16 protein-coding genes and 1 riboswitch are annotated in these 17,187 nt (G+C 54.6%); of the genes, 11 read left to right on the top strand and 5 right to left on the bottom strand.

Features of this window, described 5'->3' with window-relative positions:
* Window positions 1-13: 13 nt before the first annotated feature.
* Both HS105_13460 and HS105_13465 read left to right on the top strand, forming a co-directional pair.
* Window positions 14-643, top strand: a complete 630-nt coding sequence (locus HS105_13460) for a hypothetical protein (GenBank protein ID MBE7517595.1) — start codon at window positions 14-16, stop codon at window positions 641-643.
* A gap of 20 nt (window positions 644-663) precedes the next feature.
* The gene (locus HS105_13465) at window positions 664-2,424 is read left to right on the top strand and encodes an ABC transporter ATP-binding protein (GenBank protein MBE7517596.1); all 1,761 of its coding nucleotides are present in this window, start codon (window positions 664-666) and stop codon (window positions 2,422-2,424) included.
* A 68-nt stretch (window positions 2,425-2,492) separates the two neighbouring features.
* On the opposite strand, the gene HS105_13470 is transcribed toward HS105_13465, so the two are convergent.
* Window positions 2,493-2,981, bottom strand: coding sequence for a 3D domain-containing protein (locus tag HS105_13470; GenBank protein MBE7517597.1), 489 nt, complete (start codon window positions 2,979-2,981; stop codon window positions 2,493-2,495).
* A 348-nt stretch (window positions 2,982-3,329) separates the two neighbouring features.
* Between HS105_13470 and HS105_13475 the strand changes: the two genes are divergently transcribed.
* Together HS105_13475 and HS105_13480 are read left to right on the top strand one after the other, a co-directional pair.
* A complete protein-coding gene (locus HS105_13475; protein MBE7517598.1) occupies window positions 3,330-3,695 on the top strand; it encodes a PilZ domain-containing protein in 366 nt (121 codons plus the stop codon).
* Window positions 3,696-3,720: 25 nt separating this feature from the next.
* A complete protein-coding gene (locus HS105_13480) occupies window positions 3,721-4,866 on the top strand; it encodes a saccharopine dehydrogenase NADP-binding domain-containing protein (protein ID MBE7517599.1) in 1,146 nt (381 codons plus the stop codon).
* Window positions 4,867-5,184: 318 nt separating this feature from the next.
* Here HS105_13480 and HS105_13485 read toward each other — a convergent pair whose 3' ends face one another.
* Complete coding sequence (locus tag HS105_13485) at window positions 5,185-5,973, bottom strand: restriction endonuclease (protein ID MBE7517600.1); 789 nt, start codon at window positions 5,971-5,973, stop codon at window positions 5,185-5,187.
* Window positions 5,974-6,249: 276 nt separating this feature from the next.
* On the bottom strand, window positions 6,250-6,816 hold the full coding sequence (locus tag HS105_13490; protein ID MBE7517601.1) for an RNA polymerase sigma factor: 567 nt from the start codon (window positions 6,814-6,816) through the stop codon (window positions 6,250-6,252).
* A gap of 347 nt (window positions 6,817-7,163) precedes the next feature.
* Here HS105_13490 and HS105_13495 point away from each other — a divergent pair, with 347 nt between their 5' ends.
* Window positions 7,164-7,910 (top strand): hypothetical protein, encoded by a 747-nt coding sequence (locus HS105_13495; GenBank protein ID MBE7517602.1) that lies wholly within the window; start codon window positions 7,164-7,166, stop codon window positions 7,908-7,910.
* Window positions 7,911-7,925: 15 nt separating this feature from the next.
* On the opposite strand, the gene HS105_13500 is transcribed toward HS105_13495, so the two are convergent.
* A complete protein-coding gene (locus HS105_13500; protein ID MBE7517603.1) occupies window positions 7,926-9,050 on the bottom strand; it encodes an aminotransferase class V-fold PLP-dependent enzyme in 1,125 nt (374 codons plus the stop codon).
* A gap of 80 nt (window positions 9,051-9,130) precedes the next feature.
* Here HS105_13500 and lepB point away from each other — a divergent pair, with 80 nt between their 5' ends.
* Together lepB and carA are read left to right on the top strand one after the other, a co-directional pair.
* On the top strand, window positions 9,131-9,844 hold the full coding sequence (lepB, locus tag HS105_13505) for a signal peptidase I (GenBank protein MBE7517604.1): 714 nt from the start codon (window positions 9,131-9,133) through the stop codon (window positions 9,842-9,844).
* A gap of 58 nt (window positions 9,845-9,902) precedes the next feature.
* Entirely contained in the window at window positions 9,903-10,985 is a 1,083-nt protein-coding gene (carA, locus tag HS105_13510) for a glutamine-hydrolyzing carbamoyl-phosphate synthase small subunit (GenBank protein ID MBE7517605.1), read from the top strand.
* Between the two features lie 6 nt (window positions 10,986-10,991).
* On the opposite strand, the gene HS105_13515 is transcribed toward carA, so the two are convergent.
* Entirely contained in the window at window positions 10,992-12,191 is a 1,200-nt protein-coding gene (locus tag HS105_13515; protein MBE7517606.1) for a PQQ-dependent sugar dehydrogenase, read from the bottom strand.
* 73 nt (window positions 12,192-12,264) lie between these two features.
* A riboswitch (TPP riboswitch) is annotated at window positions 12,265-12,375 on the top strand.
* Here HS105_13515 and thiC point away from each other — a divergent pair.
* From thiC to HS105_13535, 4 genes are all read left to right on the top strand, one after another.
* Complete coding sequence (gene thiC / locus HS105_13520; protein ID MBE7517607.1) at window positions 12,368-14,341, top strand: phosphomethylpyrimidine synthase ThiC; 1,974 nt, start codon at window positions 12,368-12,370, stop codon at window positions 14,339-14,341. (Overlaps the previous riboswitch by 8 nt.)
* 160 nt (window positions 14,342-14,501) lie before the next feature.
* Complete coding sequence (locus HS105_13525; GenBank protein ID MBE7517608.1) at window positions 14,502-15,326, top strand: undecaprenyl-diphosphate phosphatase; 825 nt, start codon at window positions 14,502-14,504, stop codon at window positions 15,324-15,326.
* A 151-nt stretch (window positions 15,327-15,477) separates the two neighbouring features.
* Window positions 15,478-16,071, top strand: coding sequence for a CHRD domain-containing protein (locus HS105_13530; GenBank protein ID MBE7517609.1), 594 nt, complete (start codon window positions 15,478-15,480; stop codon window positions 16,069-16,071).
* Window positions 16,072-16,275: 204 nt separating this feature from the next.
* Window positions 16,276-17,187, top strand: a 912-nt coding sequence (locus HS105_13535; GenBank protein MBE7517610.1) for a GAF domain-containing protein, incomplete at its 3' end; no start/stop codon positions are given.

Consider the following 17,187-nt stretch of genomic DNA (forward strand, 5'->3'; position numbering starts at 1 on the left):
GGTGCTTGTATGTTTGAGTTTGCTGCTCATGCAGGCGTGCGGCTCAGCACCGAAAGCAGTCAATGCCGACCTCTCATCTATCGGGCGCGGCGGCAGCGGATTTCCTTTCGCCATTAGTGAACCGAAGGCTTTTAATTGCCGCATCGTTCAAACCACGGGATCGACAACAGCAGAATATTTCATCGCCCGCGACGGCGACAGTTACCGTTTTGACATAGTACACGGCGAAGGCGGCCGGATGTCGCAGGTCAAAGCGGGCGGCAAGGAATATCTCGTGTCATACAAGCAGCATTCGTTCTACGAGATGCCGGCGAACGGCAGCGAAGTAACACCCACAGGCTCGATCGATGCGATGTTTCGGGGAATGATCCCCGAAGGCGGCGAGCTTAGATACGAGAAGGTTTCCGCCGAGAGCGGCCGTACCCGTTACGCAGCGGCAAGTGCCGACGGCAAGAGCGAGGCTGTCATCGAGACGGACGATGCGACAGGGCTGCCTGTCAGCCATGAGTTCTTCGGCATCGAGGGCGGCACGCGGCGTCTGATCTTCTCGATAAAACTGGAAGATGTAAAACTCGACGCGCCGGCCGAACTCTTTGCCCTACCTGAAGGCTTCGTACGCTCCGCAAAACCGCCCGACAGATAGGCCGCGAACGGGCCGAGAATATGGAAGAACTGCGAAAATTCGCCGGTTATTTTGCACCGTACAAGGGCGTGATCGCCATTGGTATCGCGTGCATTTTGGCGTCGATGTCATTCGGCCTGCTGATACCTTATATGGTCGGGCAGGCCGTCGATGACCTTTCGCAGGACATTACGTGGCAAAAGGTCGTTTACTATCCGCTTGTTATCCTCGGCATCAACTTGCTGTCCGGCGTTTTCCTGTTCCTTCAGCGGCGTCTTTTGATAAACACATCGCGGCATATCGAGTTCGATATGCGGCAGGATTTCTATTCGGCTCTTATCGATCAGAGTGCTGCATACTTTAACGAGAACCGCGTCGGCGACCTGATGGCGCGTGCGACGAATGACCTCGGAGCGGTGCGGCAGATCGTCGGGCCGATGATCCTTTACAGTTTTCAGGCCGTCTTTGCACTGTGCGTAAGCCTGCCGATAATGATGCACATCTCGGTAAAGCTGACGCTGCTGCTGCTGATCCCGATGCCGCTCGTCTCGCTGACCGTGAAGTTCCTCGGCAGCCGCATCCACACGCGGTTCGAGAAGATACAGGAGTTCTTCTCCGACATTACGGCCCGCGCGCAGGAGAACCTGAACGGTGTGCGGGTCGTGAGGGCATACGCACGCGAAGATTCCGAGATCGAGCAGTTCGAGGTGCTCAACCGCGAGTACGCGATCCAGAACCTCAAGCTCGTAAAATACGCCGCGGCGATGCGGCCGCTGCTGTTCTTCTTTATCGGCCTCGGCTTTGTAACGATCGTCGGCGTCGGCGTGCCGATGGCAGTACGGGGCGAGATTACGGCGGGCGACTTCACCGCGTTTATGCTTTATCTTCAGCGGATGATCTGGTACCTGATCGCGTTGGGCTACGTCGTCAATCTTTACCAACGCGGCACCGCTTCGCTTAAGCGCTTCAACGCGATACTTGACGCCGTGCCGACGATAAAGGATGGCGACGGCGTTGCGCAGCAGCCGCCGATCAAGGGCGGCATCGAATTCCGCGGCCTGACGTTCGCATACAACGGCCGCAGCGTGATACACGACATAAACCTTGCGGTCGAGCCGGGCAAGACCATCGCTTTCGTAGGCAAGACCGGCAGCGGCAAGTCAACGCTGGTCGGCCTCGTGCCGCGTTTATATGACGCACCGGCTGGCAGCGTGCTGATCGACGGGCGGCCCGTCCGCGATTATCCCCTCGAACAGCTCCGCGGCTCGATCGGCTTTGTGCCACAGGAAACGTTTCTTTTCAGCGACACGCTTGCCGCGAATATCGCTTTCGGTGTGCCGGCCGAGAAGCAGTTGACCAACTGCGCGGAGGGAATGACCGTCGAACATGCGGCGGAAGTTGCGGCAATGTCGGACGACATCGCGGAATTTCCCGACGGCTACCGACAGTTGGTGGGCGAACGCGGTATTACGCTCTCCGGCGGGCAGAAACAGCGCACGGCGATCGCCCGTGCCGTGATGCGCGAGCCGCGAATACTTATCCTCGACGACTCGCTCTCGGCCGTCGATACCTATACGGAAGAAAAGATCCTCGCCAACCTGAAAAATGTGCGAAAGGGCCGCACGACGCTGATCGTCTCGCACCGCGTTTCGACGATCAAGGATGCCGATCTCATTTGCGTGCTTGCCGACGGCCGTATCGTCGAACGCGGTTCGCACGACGAACTCATCAAGCTCGACGGCGAGTATGCCGACCTGTACGAACGGCAGCGTCTCGAAGAAGAGCTTGATGCGACGCAGTGATCGCTGACGCACCAAAAAAGCCGCCCGGCTTTTTTGGGCCGGGCGGCAGAGTATAAATTAAGAGTAATTTAATCTACGGCGTAGATCTGGACAGAACGTCTGCCGAACTTACGAGCTTCGGCACATCCGGGAACCCAGATGTCGATCTTCTTGCCTTTGATCGCACCGCCGGTGTCGGATACCAAGTAGGTTCCCGTCCACTGGCCTGCTTCTACATAAACACGCGAACCGAGCTTAAGAACTCTCGGATCGGCGGCGATCAGCCCGCGCCGGACCTTGTGTCCCATGGCGGTTTTTCCCGAAAAGCAATATGCCGTTGCCGAGAAAGAACCGCGGCTTGCGCCGACCGCTTTTGATGACACGGTCTTTTTGACAAGCTTTTTGTCGTCTTGGGCCGTATTGGTTATTGAATTATCAAATTGCTGTTGTGTATTTGTTTGCGAATCATTCGCTATTACGAGAGCGGACCCCACATCTGTTTTTGCCTGAGCGTAAATTAGTACGACAAAGGCGGAAAGCAGAATAAGGACCGCGCCTCCTCTAACGAGGTTTTTCATTAATCTTCTCCCTTCTGAACGACCTCGACGAAGTTTCAGGGCAGGCCGCCGGCAAGTGTCCCGGCGAAAAACGCCATCCCAAATCATATTTCGAAGCCAGTTGCGGTGAGCGGATTCCCACCTGTTTTCACGCCACGGCGGCGGAAACATGTTTTGCAGAATATCAATTTTGCCGCTGCGTGTCTATCGGCAAAAAGCCCGCAAACCCTTATATTATTTGCAATTGCTGTATTCAAAGACACTTAAGCGTGGCATTTTTTTTCGATTTTGATACACTTTAGACGCAAAATCGGCAGCCGCAGCGCCTCGGTACGTGCGTGATCGGCGGCCGCCCGTCAAGGAGAATTTATGCAGGAAAGACGCAACGCAGTACGGCATATGGTCGCGTTTCCCGTTCGTGTCCGCTGGAAGGACGAGAACGGAAAAGAGGTCATCCAAGACGGACTGACCGAGAACGTCGGGCCGCAAAGTGCTCTCATCTACTTGCCGCGTGTTCTTCCGAGAGTTGCCGGAAAGGTGCGTGTAACTGTTACTGAAGACCCTTCCGATGAGGTCTCGGTAACAGCCGAAGTGATACGGCTCGAGCGCAATGCCGCGCATCCGCAGGTCGCGCTCCAACTCACGGACGGTATGCGTGCCTGGAAGAAAAAGGTGTGGCAGCACGCCGCGGCCGTCATTGCCGCACAAGAGCCTGACGGGCCTGACGAATGGTGACGCCGGCCGCTCGGCTCAGGAAACAATGAAGATACTCGTCCTCGGTGCGGGCCGTATGGGCTACGGTGCCGCCTTTGATCTGATACATAATTCGCCTGATGTTGCGGGCGTAACGATCGCTGATCTTGACCCAAAGAAGGCTCAGGGTGCGGCCGAGCGTGTAGGCTCATCGCGGATAGAGGCAGCGTGTATCGACACCGCAGATCAACGCGCCGCGGCGGAGCTGATGCGTGGGCACGACTCGGTCATATCGTGCGTAAACTATTGGCATAATGCATCGCTCAGTGGGGCGGCGATCGCCACGGGGACGAATTTCTGCGACCTCGGCGGCAACAACTATATCGTCGATAAACAGCTTGCGATGGATGCGGCGGCAAAGGACGCTGGCATAAATATAATTCCCGACTGCGGCCTTGCACCCGGAATGGTGTCGATACTTGCGATGCACGGTGCCGCTCGTTTCGAGCGGCTCGACGAACTGCACATACGCGTCGGCGGCCTGCCGCAGCGGCCCGAACCGCCGCTGGATTATCAGCTCGTATTTTCGGTCGAAGGCCTGATAAATGAGTACATCGAACCGGCACGGATCATACGCGGCGGCACGGTCGCCGAGGTCGAGTCGATGACCGAGATCGAGAGGCTCGAGTTCGAAGGCTTCGCGCCGCTCGAGGCATTTCAGACATCGGGCGGCACATCGACGCTGCCGGACACCTTCCTCGGCAAGATACGCGAGCTTGACTACAAGACCATACGCTACCGCGGGCACTGCGAGAGGTTCAAGACGATGATCGACCTCGGGCTTTGTTCGAGTGAGCCGATCATTGCCGATCATCAAAAGGTAACGCCGCGAAAGGTCTTCGGCGAGCTGCTTCAGCAGCATCTGCCCGCGGATGGGCCTGACCTCGTGCTGGTGCGCCTGGAATTTGTCGGTACGGCTGACGGTGCCGAAAAACGCATTCGTTACGACATCGTTGACAGGCTTGACGAAGCGACGGGCCTCTCGGCAATGATGCGCACGACCGCGTTTCCGGCATCGATCATCGCTCAAATGATGGCTCGCGGCGAGACGCTCTTACGCGGAGCCACGCCGCAGGAGAAAGCCGTCGATCCCGATAAATTCGTCGCCGAACTCACACGCCGCGGCATCCGCATCGACTCACGGCCGTTCTGATGTATTTACTGTTTGCGGGCAAAAAGGTCTATTCTTCGAATTTCTGTCGGAGCCATTCAAGTACCGCTCTTTGGTCTGAGATCGTCGCCCGTCTGATCTGAGAAAGTAGGTGAATTCGGTCGGGCTTAGGCAGAGCAGTGTTCTTTAGTAGGTTTAGACTTCTTAACCCAGACTCACACTCGTCGCAGAGTGTCCAAAGGGCGTCGGAGTCTCCGAACCGAGGTTTCCTGCTTAAAATAATTGTACGTGAAGGGTGAGATTCCCAACAATCACCGATCATTGAGCCACACATTTCACAATATGTCGTTGGATCGCTTGCTATATTGACTTGAACCATTCTTCGTCGATTGTTACCCTCTCTATTTTTTCAATGTGCACACCGAGGGAAAGCTCCCTCAGTTTTTCAGCAAGTTTGTCCCCATCGACTAAATCTATGGCTATTGCACCATCTCTTGACGCTTCAATAGTCGCGTCGCGCGTGAAGTACCCCGTCGTTATAAAAAGCCCTTTATCTGCTCGCCCTTGCATCGCGCCTCTAAAATCTCTTACTTCACTAGCGCCAACTGAACCACGGTATCGTTTACACTGAAAGACCACTCGAAAGCTTAAGATTCCATTTATTTTTGCAATACCCTTTCCATCGATTCCACCGTCCCCACTTCGTCCCGTAACCTCTACTTGACTAAAGCCGGTTTCACGCAATATGCGCTGTATAAGCCGCTCAAAAGCAGCAGGTGAAAGTGTCTCCACAAGAAATGCATTCATCCGTGTTCGCCAGTCGTCAAATTCAGCATCCTCAGCAATCGCTTTGATATTAAAGTCGTCTTCGTAGCTCTTTCCTGTCAGTACCCATACGCCCCTTCGAGAATTTTCCAAAATTCCTAGTTGCTTCAAAACCGTTCTTGCCCAAGCAAGTTCGTATTCAAGTTGTGTTCGGCCGTCATTGCCGCTTCTTGTTTTGTGAGGCTGGACCACTAAACTATCTGGAATCTGTAGGAGTGAAATCACCCTTTCAACAATCTCGTCAGTGGTCGCGGAGCCGCCGAGAGACGCAATTGCCTCCATAATTGGCTTCATCAGATGATTTCTATGTGGCAATTCGTTCATACACTTACAAGATCAGAGAGGTAATGTTACCTTTTTTAAATAGACCTTAACCATTGGCTGAGTCCTTGCTGAATGATACGCCGCTATTGTTCGTTGGTTCTCGGCAATCGCCTTCAAGAATTTGAAGCTGACCTGAGATATGAATACTTGTACTACTATCTGGCATGTAACGACATTATAGCCATATTTTGAAAAGACAAAAGCGCTTTCGAGTTGTGCGCAAAAAAAACCGCCCCTTACGGAGCGGTTCGAGAATTCCGAGTTGTCTTACAGATATCAAGACCAAGAGTTGACGAGACGCGGATTGGCCTTTTTCTTCAAGAGCCGCTGCAGTTTGAGCCTCGCCTTATGAAGCTGCGATTTTGACGTGCCGACCGAGCAGCCGAGGATCTTTGCGACCTCTTCGTGTTCAAAGCCCTCGACATCGTGGAGCAGGAACACATTCTTGTAGCCGTCCGGAAGCTGCGAAATTGCGTGTTCGAGGGCGATCTTGTCAACGATCTGCATCCTTTCGGGATCGACGGTGCCGACGACCACTTGATCGGGCGTTTCGCCTTCTTCGGTCACTTTTTCGTACTTGACCGTCCGTTTGCGAAAGTGCATAAGCACTTGATTGACCGTCATTCTGTGGAGCCACGTTGTGAATGCCGAGTCGCCGCGAAAGCTGCCGATCTTGCGATATAGCTGTATGAAGACATCCTGTGTAAGGTCTTCGGCCTCGCTCGAGTTTTGCAGCATCCTCAAACAGATCGAGTAAACTCGCCTGTGGTGCCGCTTGTATATCTCTTCGAATGCGGCCATGTCATCTTTGGCCGCTGCCTGCGTAAGTTCAAGGTCGGACATCGTTTCCGGTGCCGCCGCCTGCTTGAATTGAACGACATCCGATTCGATGCCGTGGTCGCTGTGAAAGACCGGAAAATTTAATGTGTCTGTGTTCATCACTCTTCCCCTCCGACTAGGGCATACTTCAAGCGCCGTGCCAAACTCTGCAATATTTCCCAAACCGATGAAATTTCACGAAAAAGGAACGATTTTGTTCACTTTTTTTGCATACACACAGCGAAAAGCGGCATCGAAAGATAACAGCACGAATTGCGTTTTGGCGGTGGCGCACCTTTTGGGATACACGTTTTCGTATAGAAAAATGCTAAAATCCTCTTTCCGGCGGCACGCGGCGGGCATTGTATTTGATGAGATCAGCCAAATTTTCTTTTCTGTCGGTCGCTTTAGCCGTTCTTTGCCTTGCAGCCGCGGCCGGTTCGGTGAGTGCGCAGGTTAAGTATCACTCGCAGGAGGTGTCGGAGAGCGACGGCATTCCGGTTCTTATCAAGCATCTTCCCGACTGGGAGTCGCTCCGTGATAAGACGACATTCGCGACCGACAAGGCGGGCCTTCAAGCGGCATTGGGTGAGCGGCCGGTGCTCGATCTCATCGAATTTGCGGGCGGCACAGAGGCTGTAACCGCACCGTATCCCGCGGGCAAGCTCCTGATCGTCGAATATAACAGCCCGCAGCTGTCTGCCGAGGCGGACGGCATCTTCAAGGACGACCTGGACAGCTCAACGGCCTATCGGCGCATCGGTAATTACAATGCCTTTGTATTCGACGTTACGGACCGGGCGGCGGCCGAAGCTCTGCTCGATCAGGTCAAGTACGAAAAGGACATACAATGGCTCGGCAAAAATCCTTTCCGGATCTCGGCCGAGCGTGCTTTTGTATTGACGACGACCGACATCTTTATCTCAACGCTGCTTTGGATCACGATGGGTATTGCCGCGTCGATCATCATGGGCATCGTAACAGGACTGATATATTTCCGCTTTCGCGACCGCAGAAGGAGCCGAATGACGGCATTTACCGACGCCGGCGGGATGACGCGGCTGAATCTTGACGGCTTTACGCCGGAGATCCTGCCCGAACATCTCCTTAAAGACTGACGAAAGACTGACGCGCTACGGCAGTGCCTCGACCAGCCGGTCAATATCCTCGATATTGTTATAGAAATGGGGCGATATCCTTACGCGGTCATTCCGCGGAGAGATGATGATGCCTTCGCTTTCGAGTTTCGCGGCGATCTCGTTCGGGTGCAGGCCCTTGGTGCTGCGGATGCAGACGATAGCCGAGCGTTCGCCGTCGCGCCTCGAGCTGACAAGCTCGTAATCGGTGGCTGCAAGCCGGCCGCAAAGGTGATCTGTCAGAGCTTCGAGGTGCTTTTCGATCACATCGAGGCCCGTTTCGGTAAGGAGCTTGAGGCTTTGCTCAAGCCCGTAGAACAATGCGGCAGGCCCTGTACCGCTCTCCCACGCAAGCGCGGTCGATCTTAGCGGCTGTTCGCGGTCATTGAAATTCCAAGGATCGTCAACGCTGATCCAGCCCGTCAGCGTCGGCTGAACGCGTTCGCGTGCTCGATCGGAAAGATAGATGTAGCCGCAGCCTTCGGGGGCGCAAAGCCACTTTTGGCTCGCACCGCACGCTGCATCGACAAGCTCGGCCTCAAGCTCAAAGCCCCGCGCTCCCAATGCCTGTATAGTATCTACACAGAAAAGAGCATCAACGGCACGGGCGGCGCGGCCGATGCGTTCGAGGTCGGCACGAAAGCCGGATGCGAACTGCACCGCAGAGATCGTAACGACGCGGGTATTCTTATCAATGGCATCGATCATTCCGTCGATATCCACGCGGCCGTCGCTCTCGTCAACAAGCCGCAGCTTGGCGCCGTACGTTTCACGAAGCCGCCGCCATGGGTAGAAGTTGGCGGGAAATTCGCCCGAAAAACTGACGATGTTGTCGTCTGACGACCAATTCAAGCCATTCGCTATTGTCGAGAAGCCGTCCGAAGTGTTGCGTACAAAGGCAACTTGCTCCGCACGTATGCCCATCATAGATGCCAGCAATGCCCGTGCACGGTCCTTTGTGGCCGTCCAAGCGGAAAAGCTCAGCGTACCGTTCGCTGCAACGTCATTGAGCTGCGAGACGACCGCATCGATCGCCGTAACAGGCACCGGTGAGACGGCGGCGCTGTTCAGGTAAACAAATTTATTTGCCGCAGGAAACAGGGATCTTATTGACTCATTCATACGTAAATATTCGTTGACAACCGAGCGTCAAACCGCAATGATTAGCTTGGCGCTGTGTGCCTTTGGCGTGCGGTATGAGTATGTTCGATTTTAAGAGCAAAAACAAATTTGAGTTCGGCCCGATCGCGGCAGATGATGACCGCGACATAAAAGTGTCCGACCTTAAGAAGCAATCGCGTAAGGGCCTGCTTGGCGAGGGCCTTATGCTTTTACGCGATGTCCTGCTCATTATTGTCGTTTTTATCCTCTTCGGCGTCTTTCTTGTCCAGCCGGTCGTTGTCGAAGGCACGTCGATGCTGCCGCAGCTTCACGACGGCGAACGTCTGCTGGTGAATAAGCTGGTTTATTACAGGATACAAAGCATCAGCTGGGGCCACATCGAACGCGGCGACATCGTGGTTTTCTGGTATCCCAATGATCCTGACAAGAGTTTTGTAAAACGTGTGATAGGCCTGCCCGGCGAGATCGTTGAGGTACGCTCGGGCAAGGTGCTGATCAACGGCATCGAGCTTCACGAGACATATCTCGACACGGAACATAATCGGTCGCTGCCGAGCTGGCCTGCCGTCAAGGTCGCCGATCATCATTATTTTGTGATGGGCGATAACCGCGACAACTCGCTCGACTCGCGATACTGGGGCCTCGTACCTGAAAAATATATTTACGGAAAGGCTTTCTTCCGCTACTGGAAGCCATCCGGCATCGGCTTTATCGAGCAGGGCGAATATGACACGATCATCCCCAAACCGCTGCCGACCGTCGAGCCTAATGACGACCCTGCTGGCAGCCGCTGACCTTTTTCCGGCGGCGTGACTTCAGACTCGGCCGGCTTTCAGCTAAAATCAAATACCGATGAGCAACGCCGTTTTGGTACTGGAGGACGGGCGTGTGTTTCGCGGAAGCTCTTTCGGAGCGGATGGCGAGACACTCGGCGAGATCGTTTTCAACACGTCGCTGTCGGGCTATCAGGAGATACTTACTGACCCGAGTTACGCCGGGCAGATCGTCTGTATGACGTATCCGCTGATCGGCAACTACGGCATAAATGATGACGATACGGAATCGCGCAGGCCGTGGGTCGAGGGCTTCGTCGTGCGTGAGGCAAGCCGCATTGCATCGAATTTCAGATCGACTCGTACGCTTCAGGAATACCTTAAAGAGAACGGTATCGTCGGCATCGAGCATATCGACACTCGAGCACTCGTCCGTCACATTCGCGACAAAGGAGCTATGCGTGCGGGCATCTCAACGGTCGCGAATGCAGAGGATCTGCTTGAAAATGTACTGCTTGCCCCAACGATGGATCAACGCGATCTTTCGGCAAGCGTTACGGTCCGGCAAGAGTATTCATTCGGCGACGATGGCGGACGCTTTCACGTGGTCGCGTACGATTTCGGCGTTAAGACGAACAGCCTTCGAAAGTTAGCGAAATTCGGCTGCCGCATAACGGTCGTTCCCGCGGGCACTACCGCCGAAGCGGCCTTGGCACTGGAGCCGGACGGCATTTTCCTGTCGAACGGCCCCGGCGACCCCGCATCAATGACCGCTGTCATCGCCGAGGTAAAGAAGCTCGCCGCATCGCAAAAGCCGATGTTCGGGATCTGTCTCGGGCATCAGTTGATGGGATCGGCGTTCGGCGGCAGAACATATAAGCTGAAATTCGGACACCGCGGCGGCAACCAGCCGATAAAAGATCTTACGACCGGCAAGGTCGAGATCGCCTCGCACAACCACGGCTTTGCGGTCGAGGCCGAGAGCCTGCCCGCCGATGTCGAGGTTACGCATATCAACCTGAACGACAATACGGTCGCAGGGCTGCGGCACAGGACGCTGCCGCTTTTCAGCGTCCAATATCATCCTGAATCCGCTCCCGGCCCGCATGACAGCGAATATCTTTTTGAGCGTTTTATAGAACTGATGGACAAGAGGTCATAATAGGCCTCAGCTCTTGGGCTTTGCCGCCTCGGGCGGTTTGTCGGCATCCGCCGGTGCGGGAACAAGCCGCATGATTCGATCGTCATTCTCTGCCGGCCTGCCGCGGCCGTCGCGGTTCGATGTGGAGAAATAGATGTATCCGTCGGGGCCTTCGCTTACCTCGCGGATGCGGCCGAAATCGCCCGACAACAGGTCTTCCTGCTTCACGACATTGCGGCCGTCAAGCACGACTCGGATGAGCCGCGTTCCTATCAAGCAGCCGAAAAAGAAATTGCCGCGGAATGCAGGGAATTTGCCGCCGTTGTAGAACATCGCACTTGCCGGTGCACACGCGGGCGTGTATTCGAGCAGCGGCGACTCCATTCCTTCGCGCGTTTCGCGGTGATGTATCTCAGGCCAGCCGTAATTCTTTCCGCGTTCGATGATGTTGACCTCATCGCCGCCGCCGCCTTTGCCTTCAAAACCGCTCGGCCCGTGTTCTGTCTCAAAAAGCAGGCCGCTGCCCGGCTGGAACGCGAGGCCCTGCGGATTGCGGTGGCCGAGCGTCCATATCTCGGGCCGGTAGCTCCTATCGCCGACAAAAGGATTGTCGCGCGGCACCGTGCCGTTATCGTTCAGCCGAAGTATCTTGCCCGCAAGCGAATCCTTTGCCTGTGCCAGATCCCAATCGGTCGAGTCGCCGGTCGAGACGTACAGCTTCCCGTCGGGGCCGAAGCGGGCACGCGTTCCCGCGTGATTTGAGGCCGCAGGTATCTTGTCGATGATCACCTTCGGTTCGGCGAACGTCTTGCCGTCGAACTTGTAGCGGACGACCTTTACATATTTGCTGTCGCCATCGGTGTACGCATAGGCCAGATATACGAACTTGTTCGCCGAGAATTGCGGGTGCAGCGCGATATCCGTCAGCCCGCTCTCGCCCGCCGGTTTGACGTCCGCGGGCGTGAAGACAGGTTCCGCCCGCAGTTTGCCGTTCTCAATTATGCGAACTCGCCCGGGCCTTTCCGTGAACAGAAGATCGCCGTTCGGAAGCCAAGCGAAACCCCACGGAACCTGAAGCCCGCCCGCAAAGGTCTCGACACGAAAGCGCACTTGCTTATCCGCCGTCTCGTAGGTCTTGTCCTCGCCGTTAGCTGATGACGCTCCGCTGCACGCAAAGGTGAGGAGCACGGCGCAAAAGAACGAGCATTGAAACATTCGGCCTGTCATACTGGTATCGTATCACTGCACGCAAGCGGCGAGGCTTAAAATAATGGCTGATATTTAGTAAACTTGACGCGCACAAAGTTTTCGGGAGGGCCGGAGCAGACCGGCTGAGACTCGCCTTTATCCGGCGTGATCCTTGGAACCTGATGCGGATAATACCGACGAAGGGAGAAAGCATAATGAGTAACAAAAATATTGTCGCCGTCAACGGCGCAGCGGCCGAGGAACAAACCAGCGATCAAGTAAAGCTGCCGGCCTCACAAAAGGTATATGAAGGACGTGTCAGAACCGGCAGCGATAGCGACCGGGTCAGTAGTTATGAATTGAGAGTTCCGTTTCGCGAGATATCGCTGACGCCGTCACGAGGCGCGGACGGCAGAATTGAAGAAAATCCGCCCGTACGGGTCTATGACACAAGCGGGCCGTGGACCGACACCGAACAACAACACGACGTTCGCGAAGGCTTGCCCGCACTTCGCCGGCAATGGATCGATGCACGCGGCGATACGGAAGAGTACGCGGGCCGCGAGATTCTGCCGCAGGACAACGGCTATCTGACCAAAGGCGCCGAAGAGATCGCACGTGTGAAGGATCGCGGGACGCTGGAAGAATTTCCGGGCCTAAAACGCGCACCGCTGCGCGCCCGCACGGGCCATTGCGTGACGCAAATGCACTACGCCCGCCGCGGCATCATCACGCCCGAGATGGAATACGTCGCGATCCGCGAGAATCTCGGACGGAATGCGGACACTCTTGTCCGCACCGCGTCGCGAAGCGACCGGAGTTCCCTCGATCATCAGCATCGCGGCGAATCTTTTGGTGCGTCGATCCCCCAATACGTCACGCCCGAATTCGTCCGCGACGAGGTCGCACGCGGCCGAGCGATCATCCCTGCGAACATCAATCACCCGGAAAGCGAACCGATGATCATCGGCCGCAATTTCCTTGTAAAGATCAACGCCAACATCGGCAACTCGGCGATCGCTTCGTCGATCGAGGAAGAGGTCGAGAAGATGCGTTGGTCAACGCTCTGGGGAGCCGACACGGTGATGGACCTCTCGACGGGAAAGAACATCCACGCGACGCGCGAGTGGATCCTGCGCAATTCGCCCGTGCCGATCGGCACGGTTCCGATCTATCAGGCACTCGAAAAAGTGAACGGCAAGGCCGAAGATCTGACATGGGAGATCTTCCGCGACACGCTCATCGAACAGGCCGAGCAGGGCGTCGATTATTTTACGATCCACGCCGGCGTGCGCCTCGCTTATGTGCCGATGACCGCACGCCGTACGACCGGCATCGTCTCACGCGGCGGTTCAATTATGGCTAAATGGTGCCTCGCCCATCACGAAGAGAGCTTCCTTTACACGCACTTTCGCGAGATCTGCGAGATAATGCGCACCTACGATGTGAGCTTCTCGCTCGGCGACGGACTGCGGCCGGGCTCGATCGCCGACGCGAACGATGAGGCGCAGTTTGCCGAACTCGATACACTCGGCGAACTCACAAAGATCGCCTGGGAAATGGATTGTCAGACGATGATCGAGGGGCCGGGACACGTTCCGATGCACCTCATCAAAGAGAATATGGACAAGCAGCTCGAGGTCTGCGGCGAAGCTCCGTTCTACACGCTCGGGCCGCTGACGACCGACATCGCTCCCGGCTACGACCACATCACTTCAGGCATCGGAGCCGCGATGATCGGCTGGTTCGGAACCGCGATGCTCTGCTACGTTACGCCGAAAGAACACCTCGGCCTGCCGAACAAACAGGACGTGAAAGAAGGCGTCATCACATACAAACTCGCTGCACACGCTGCCGACCTCGCAAAGGGCCATCCCGGCGCTCAATATCGCGACAACGCTCTGTCAAAAGCGCGCTTTGAATTCCGCTGGGAAGATCAATTCAACCTGAGCCTGGATCCCGACAAGGCGCAACAATTCCACGACGAAACCCTGCCGCAGGAAGGCGCCAAGGTCGCGCATTTCTGCTCGATGTGCGGCCCGCACTTTTGCTCGATGAAAATCACCCAGGATGTACGCGATTACGCTGCCAGCCAAGGTGTTGCAGAAGCTGAAGCGTTGTCTGTGGGCATGGCGCAGAAATCGGCGGAGTTCAAGGAAAAGGGTGCGGAAATTTACAGCAAACTATAGGGCATCTCTAAAAAATCAGATTTTGTTACAATACATCGTTACTCACAAAAAATATTTCCTCACATATCAATCATATGCTGCGTCAATATTTTTTGTTCCCGCCTCGTCTTGTTTAAAAATCTGAATTTTTAGAGACACCCTATGATATTTTGATATTCTCATGGATCCTCTATTATTGTTAAAAGCGCTGATCCTCGGCGTGGTGGAAGGGCTTACCGAATTCTTGCCGGTTTCGTCGACCGGACACTTGATATTGTTCGGCGATTTGCTCGATTTTACCGGCGAACGTGCCAAGGTTTTTACCATTTCGATTCAGCTTGGCGCGATCCTGGCGGTTTGCTGGGAATATCGCAGCAAGATCGTTGAGGTGGTACGCGGCATTGGCACTAGCTTATCGGCTAACCGGTTTGTCCTCAATATCATGATCGCGTTTTTACCGGCTGCGATCCTGGGGCTGCTGTTCATCAAAACGATCAAATTCTACCTGTTTCACCCGATTCCGGTAGCAACTGCATTGATTGTCGGCGGGGTACTGATTTTATGGGCGGAACGCAGGAAGCATGTGATCGAGGTTGAGCAAGTCGACGACATGGATTGGAAGCACGCCTTGAAAGTCGGGTGCGCACAATGTCTGGCGTTGATTCCCGGCACGTCGCGCTCGGGCGCCACGATCATCGGCGGCTTGCTTTTTGGCTTGTCGCGCAAAGCGGCGGCGGAGTTTTCTTTTTTTCTTGCGATTCCGACCATGTTCGCTGCCACATTCTACGATTTGTTTAAAAATCGTGAATTGCTGGACGCAAACGATCTGGGTTTGATCGCGGCGGGTTTTGTCGCCGCATTTTTCAGCGCCTTGCTCGCCGTGCGTGGGCTGCTAAAGTTTGTCAGTAATCACGACTTCACGATTTTCGCCTGGTACCGGATCGTGTTTGGCCTGGTGATTTTAGTCACGGCTTATACCGGCGTGATCGGCTGGTCGGAGATGTGAACAAAAGCATTAACTCTTAAGGAAACACTGATTAATTGACTGCACGATTGATGTCTCTATCCGGCTTTGGGTACGTTTGACTGCCTAATAGGTTTTCAGTACAGTCGTTCATAGGAAAAAATGTTTTTCCTATAACATGGAGATAAAAATCATGAATATCAATAAATTACTTTTAGGCTTCTTTGTTTTTATCAGCGCAACGCTACCGGTTGCGGCACACCAAGCGAAATATGCCGCACCTTTGCTTGGCAGCAGTGAAGCGCCCGCAAATGCATCACCTGCTACCGGTTCGGTGCTGATTACGATCGACTTTGACTTGGTGACGATGCGGGTCGAAGCCGATTTCAGCGGTTTGCTGGGTAATACGACTGCGGCGCATATTCACTGTTGTACCGATCCGGGAACCAATGTCGGTGTTGCAACTCAGCTTCCATCCTTCATCGGCTTTCCTCTGGGTGTCACTGCCGGCACGTACGATCATACCTTCGATATGGCGCTCGCTTCCAGTTATAACCCAACCTTTGTCATAAATCACGGCGGCTTGGTGAGCACGGCTTTTAACGATTTAGTGCTTGGTCTTGATGCCGGAAAAGCATATTTTAACCTTCACACGAATCTGTTCCCGGGCGGCGAGATCCGCGGCTTGCTGAGCCCTGTGCCGGAGCCGGGCAGCTATGCCATGTTGCTGGCGGGCTTATTGATTTTGGCGGTCTGCACCCGCCACATTCGCCGCGCTGCCGTCTGATCGGCACATTTTGCAAATTCAGCCGTCAGCCGGTAACTACGGAGCGGCGGCTGAGTTTCTTCTATCCGCCAAAATCGGTGAGCCGCCGCATTTATTCCTCCTAAAGTAAGTTTTTTCATCAAATGTACTTTTCAGTACATTGATTTTCATGAGAAAATCATTTTTCAAGAACAACCTCAGAAGCTGCTGGAATGGCGATGATGCATGGATGCGCATGATATAGACGGCAAACGGCAACGGTTTGCTTTAAGAAACGATCCCGAAACAGAACATGTGAAGCGCTTGAAAAAGCTCTATGAGTTGAGCATGACGCTATCGGGCGATCCGGTTGACATTTTTAAGCATGTCGCCCGGATAATTGCGGAATTGTTTAAGGTTCGCGTGGTATGTTTGTCCGAAATAAGAGGCGATCAGCTTTACTTTATTTCCGTGTATATCGATGGGGATGTTTTTCAAGATGCGGGGCAATGTCCGTTGGCGATTACACCGTGCGCAACGGTTGAGCTGAGCAAGGATATCCGCGTCTACGATCGCGTCAGCGAGCTTTTTCCCGATGCATCGTTTTTGCAAGAGCACAATGCCCAGACTTATTGCGGCTTTCCCGTGCTGGATAATCATCAGAATGTCGTCGCCATTACCTGCCTGCTGGACGATAAGCCGCATGAATTCACCGATGAAGATCAGGCGTTGTTGCGCATTTTCGGTCAGCGGATTTCAATGGAACTTGAGCGCCAGCGGCATATCAACGAACGCCTCAAATCGGAAGAAAATTTGCGCCAGATTCAGGCGATGCTGCTGCAAACCGAGCAATTGGCCGGAATGGGAAGCTGGGAATGGAATGTCCCGGAAGGTGTCATTCGCTGGTCACCGGAGATGTATCGCATGAATCAGATTGACTCAACGGAATATCCTACATTAACTCCGGAGATCGCGACATCGAAAGTCGATCCGCTCGATTTGGAGCAAGTGCAGGCGAACATCACGCAGGCATTGGTGCACGGTGTTTGGGAGCCGATCGAGTATCGCGTGCGATTGCAAAACGATCAGATACGCTCGCTGAGAGCGGAAGGACTGGCTGTCCAATTCCAGCAAAATCTCCCGATCAAACTGATCGGT

It is taken from the genome of Chloracidobacterium sp. (assembly GCA_015075585.1).
Lineage (GTDB): Bacteria > Acidobacteriota > Blastocatellia > Pyrinomonadales > Pyrinomonadaceae > OLB17.

Bases quoted from the DNA above. Each gene is read 5' to 3' on its own strand.
- HS105_13485 (MBE7517600.1), bottom strand. From the start codon at position 5,973: ATGAACGAATTGCCACATAGAAATCATCTGATGAAGCCAATTATGGAG.
- HS105_13525 (MBE7517608.1), top strand. From the start codon at position 14,502: ATGGATCCTCTATTATTGTTAAAAGCGCTGATCCTCGGCGTGGTGGAA.
- HS105_13515 (MBE7517606.1), bottom strand. From the start codon at position 12,191: ATGACAGGCCGAATGTTTCAATGCTCGTTCTTTTGCGCCGTGCTCCTC.
- HS105_13495 (MBE7517602.1), top strand. From the start codon at position 7,164: ATGAGATCAGCCAAATTTTCTTTTCTGTCGGTCGCTTTAGCCGTTCTT.
- HS105_13480 (MBE7517599.1), top strand. From the start codon at position 3,721: ATGAAGATACTCGTCCTCGGTGCGGGCCGTATGGGCTACGGTGCCGCC.
- HS105_13465 (MBE7517596.1), top strand. From the start codon at position 664: ATGGAAGAACTGCGAAAATTCGCCGGTTATTTTGCACCGTACAAGGGC.
- HS105_13530 (MBE7517609.1), top strand. From the start codon at position 15,478: ATGAATATCAATAAATTACTTTTAGGCTTCTTTGTTTTTATCAGCGCA.
- HS105_13500 (MBE7517603.1), bottom strand. From the start codon at position 9,050: ATGAATGAGTCAATAAGATCCCTGTTTCCTGCGGCAAATAAATTTGTT.
- HS105_13475 (MBE7517598.1), top strand. From the start codon at position 3,330: ATGCAGGAAAGACGCAACGCAGTACGGCATATGGTCGCGTTTCCCGTT.
- HS105_13470 (MBE7517597.1), bottom strand. From the start codon at position 2,981: ATGAAAAACCTCGTTAGAGGAGGCGCGGTCCTTATTCTGCTTTCCGCC.
- thiC (MBE7517607.1), top strand. From the start codon at position 12,368: ATGAGTAACAAAAATATTGTCGCCGTCAACGGCGCAGCGGCCGAGGAA.
- lepB (MBE7517604.1), top strand. From the start codon at position 9,131: ATGTTCGATTTTAAGAGCAAAAACAAATTTGAGTTCGGCCCGATCGCG.
- HS105_13490 (MBE7517601.1), bottom strand. From the start codon at position 6,816: ATGTCCGACCTTGAACTTACGCAGGCAGCGGCCAAAGATGACATGGCC.
- carA (MBE7517605.1), top strand. From the start codon at position 9,903: ATGAGCAACGCCGTTTTGGTACTGGAGGACGGGCGTGTGTTTCGCGGA.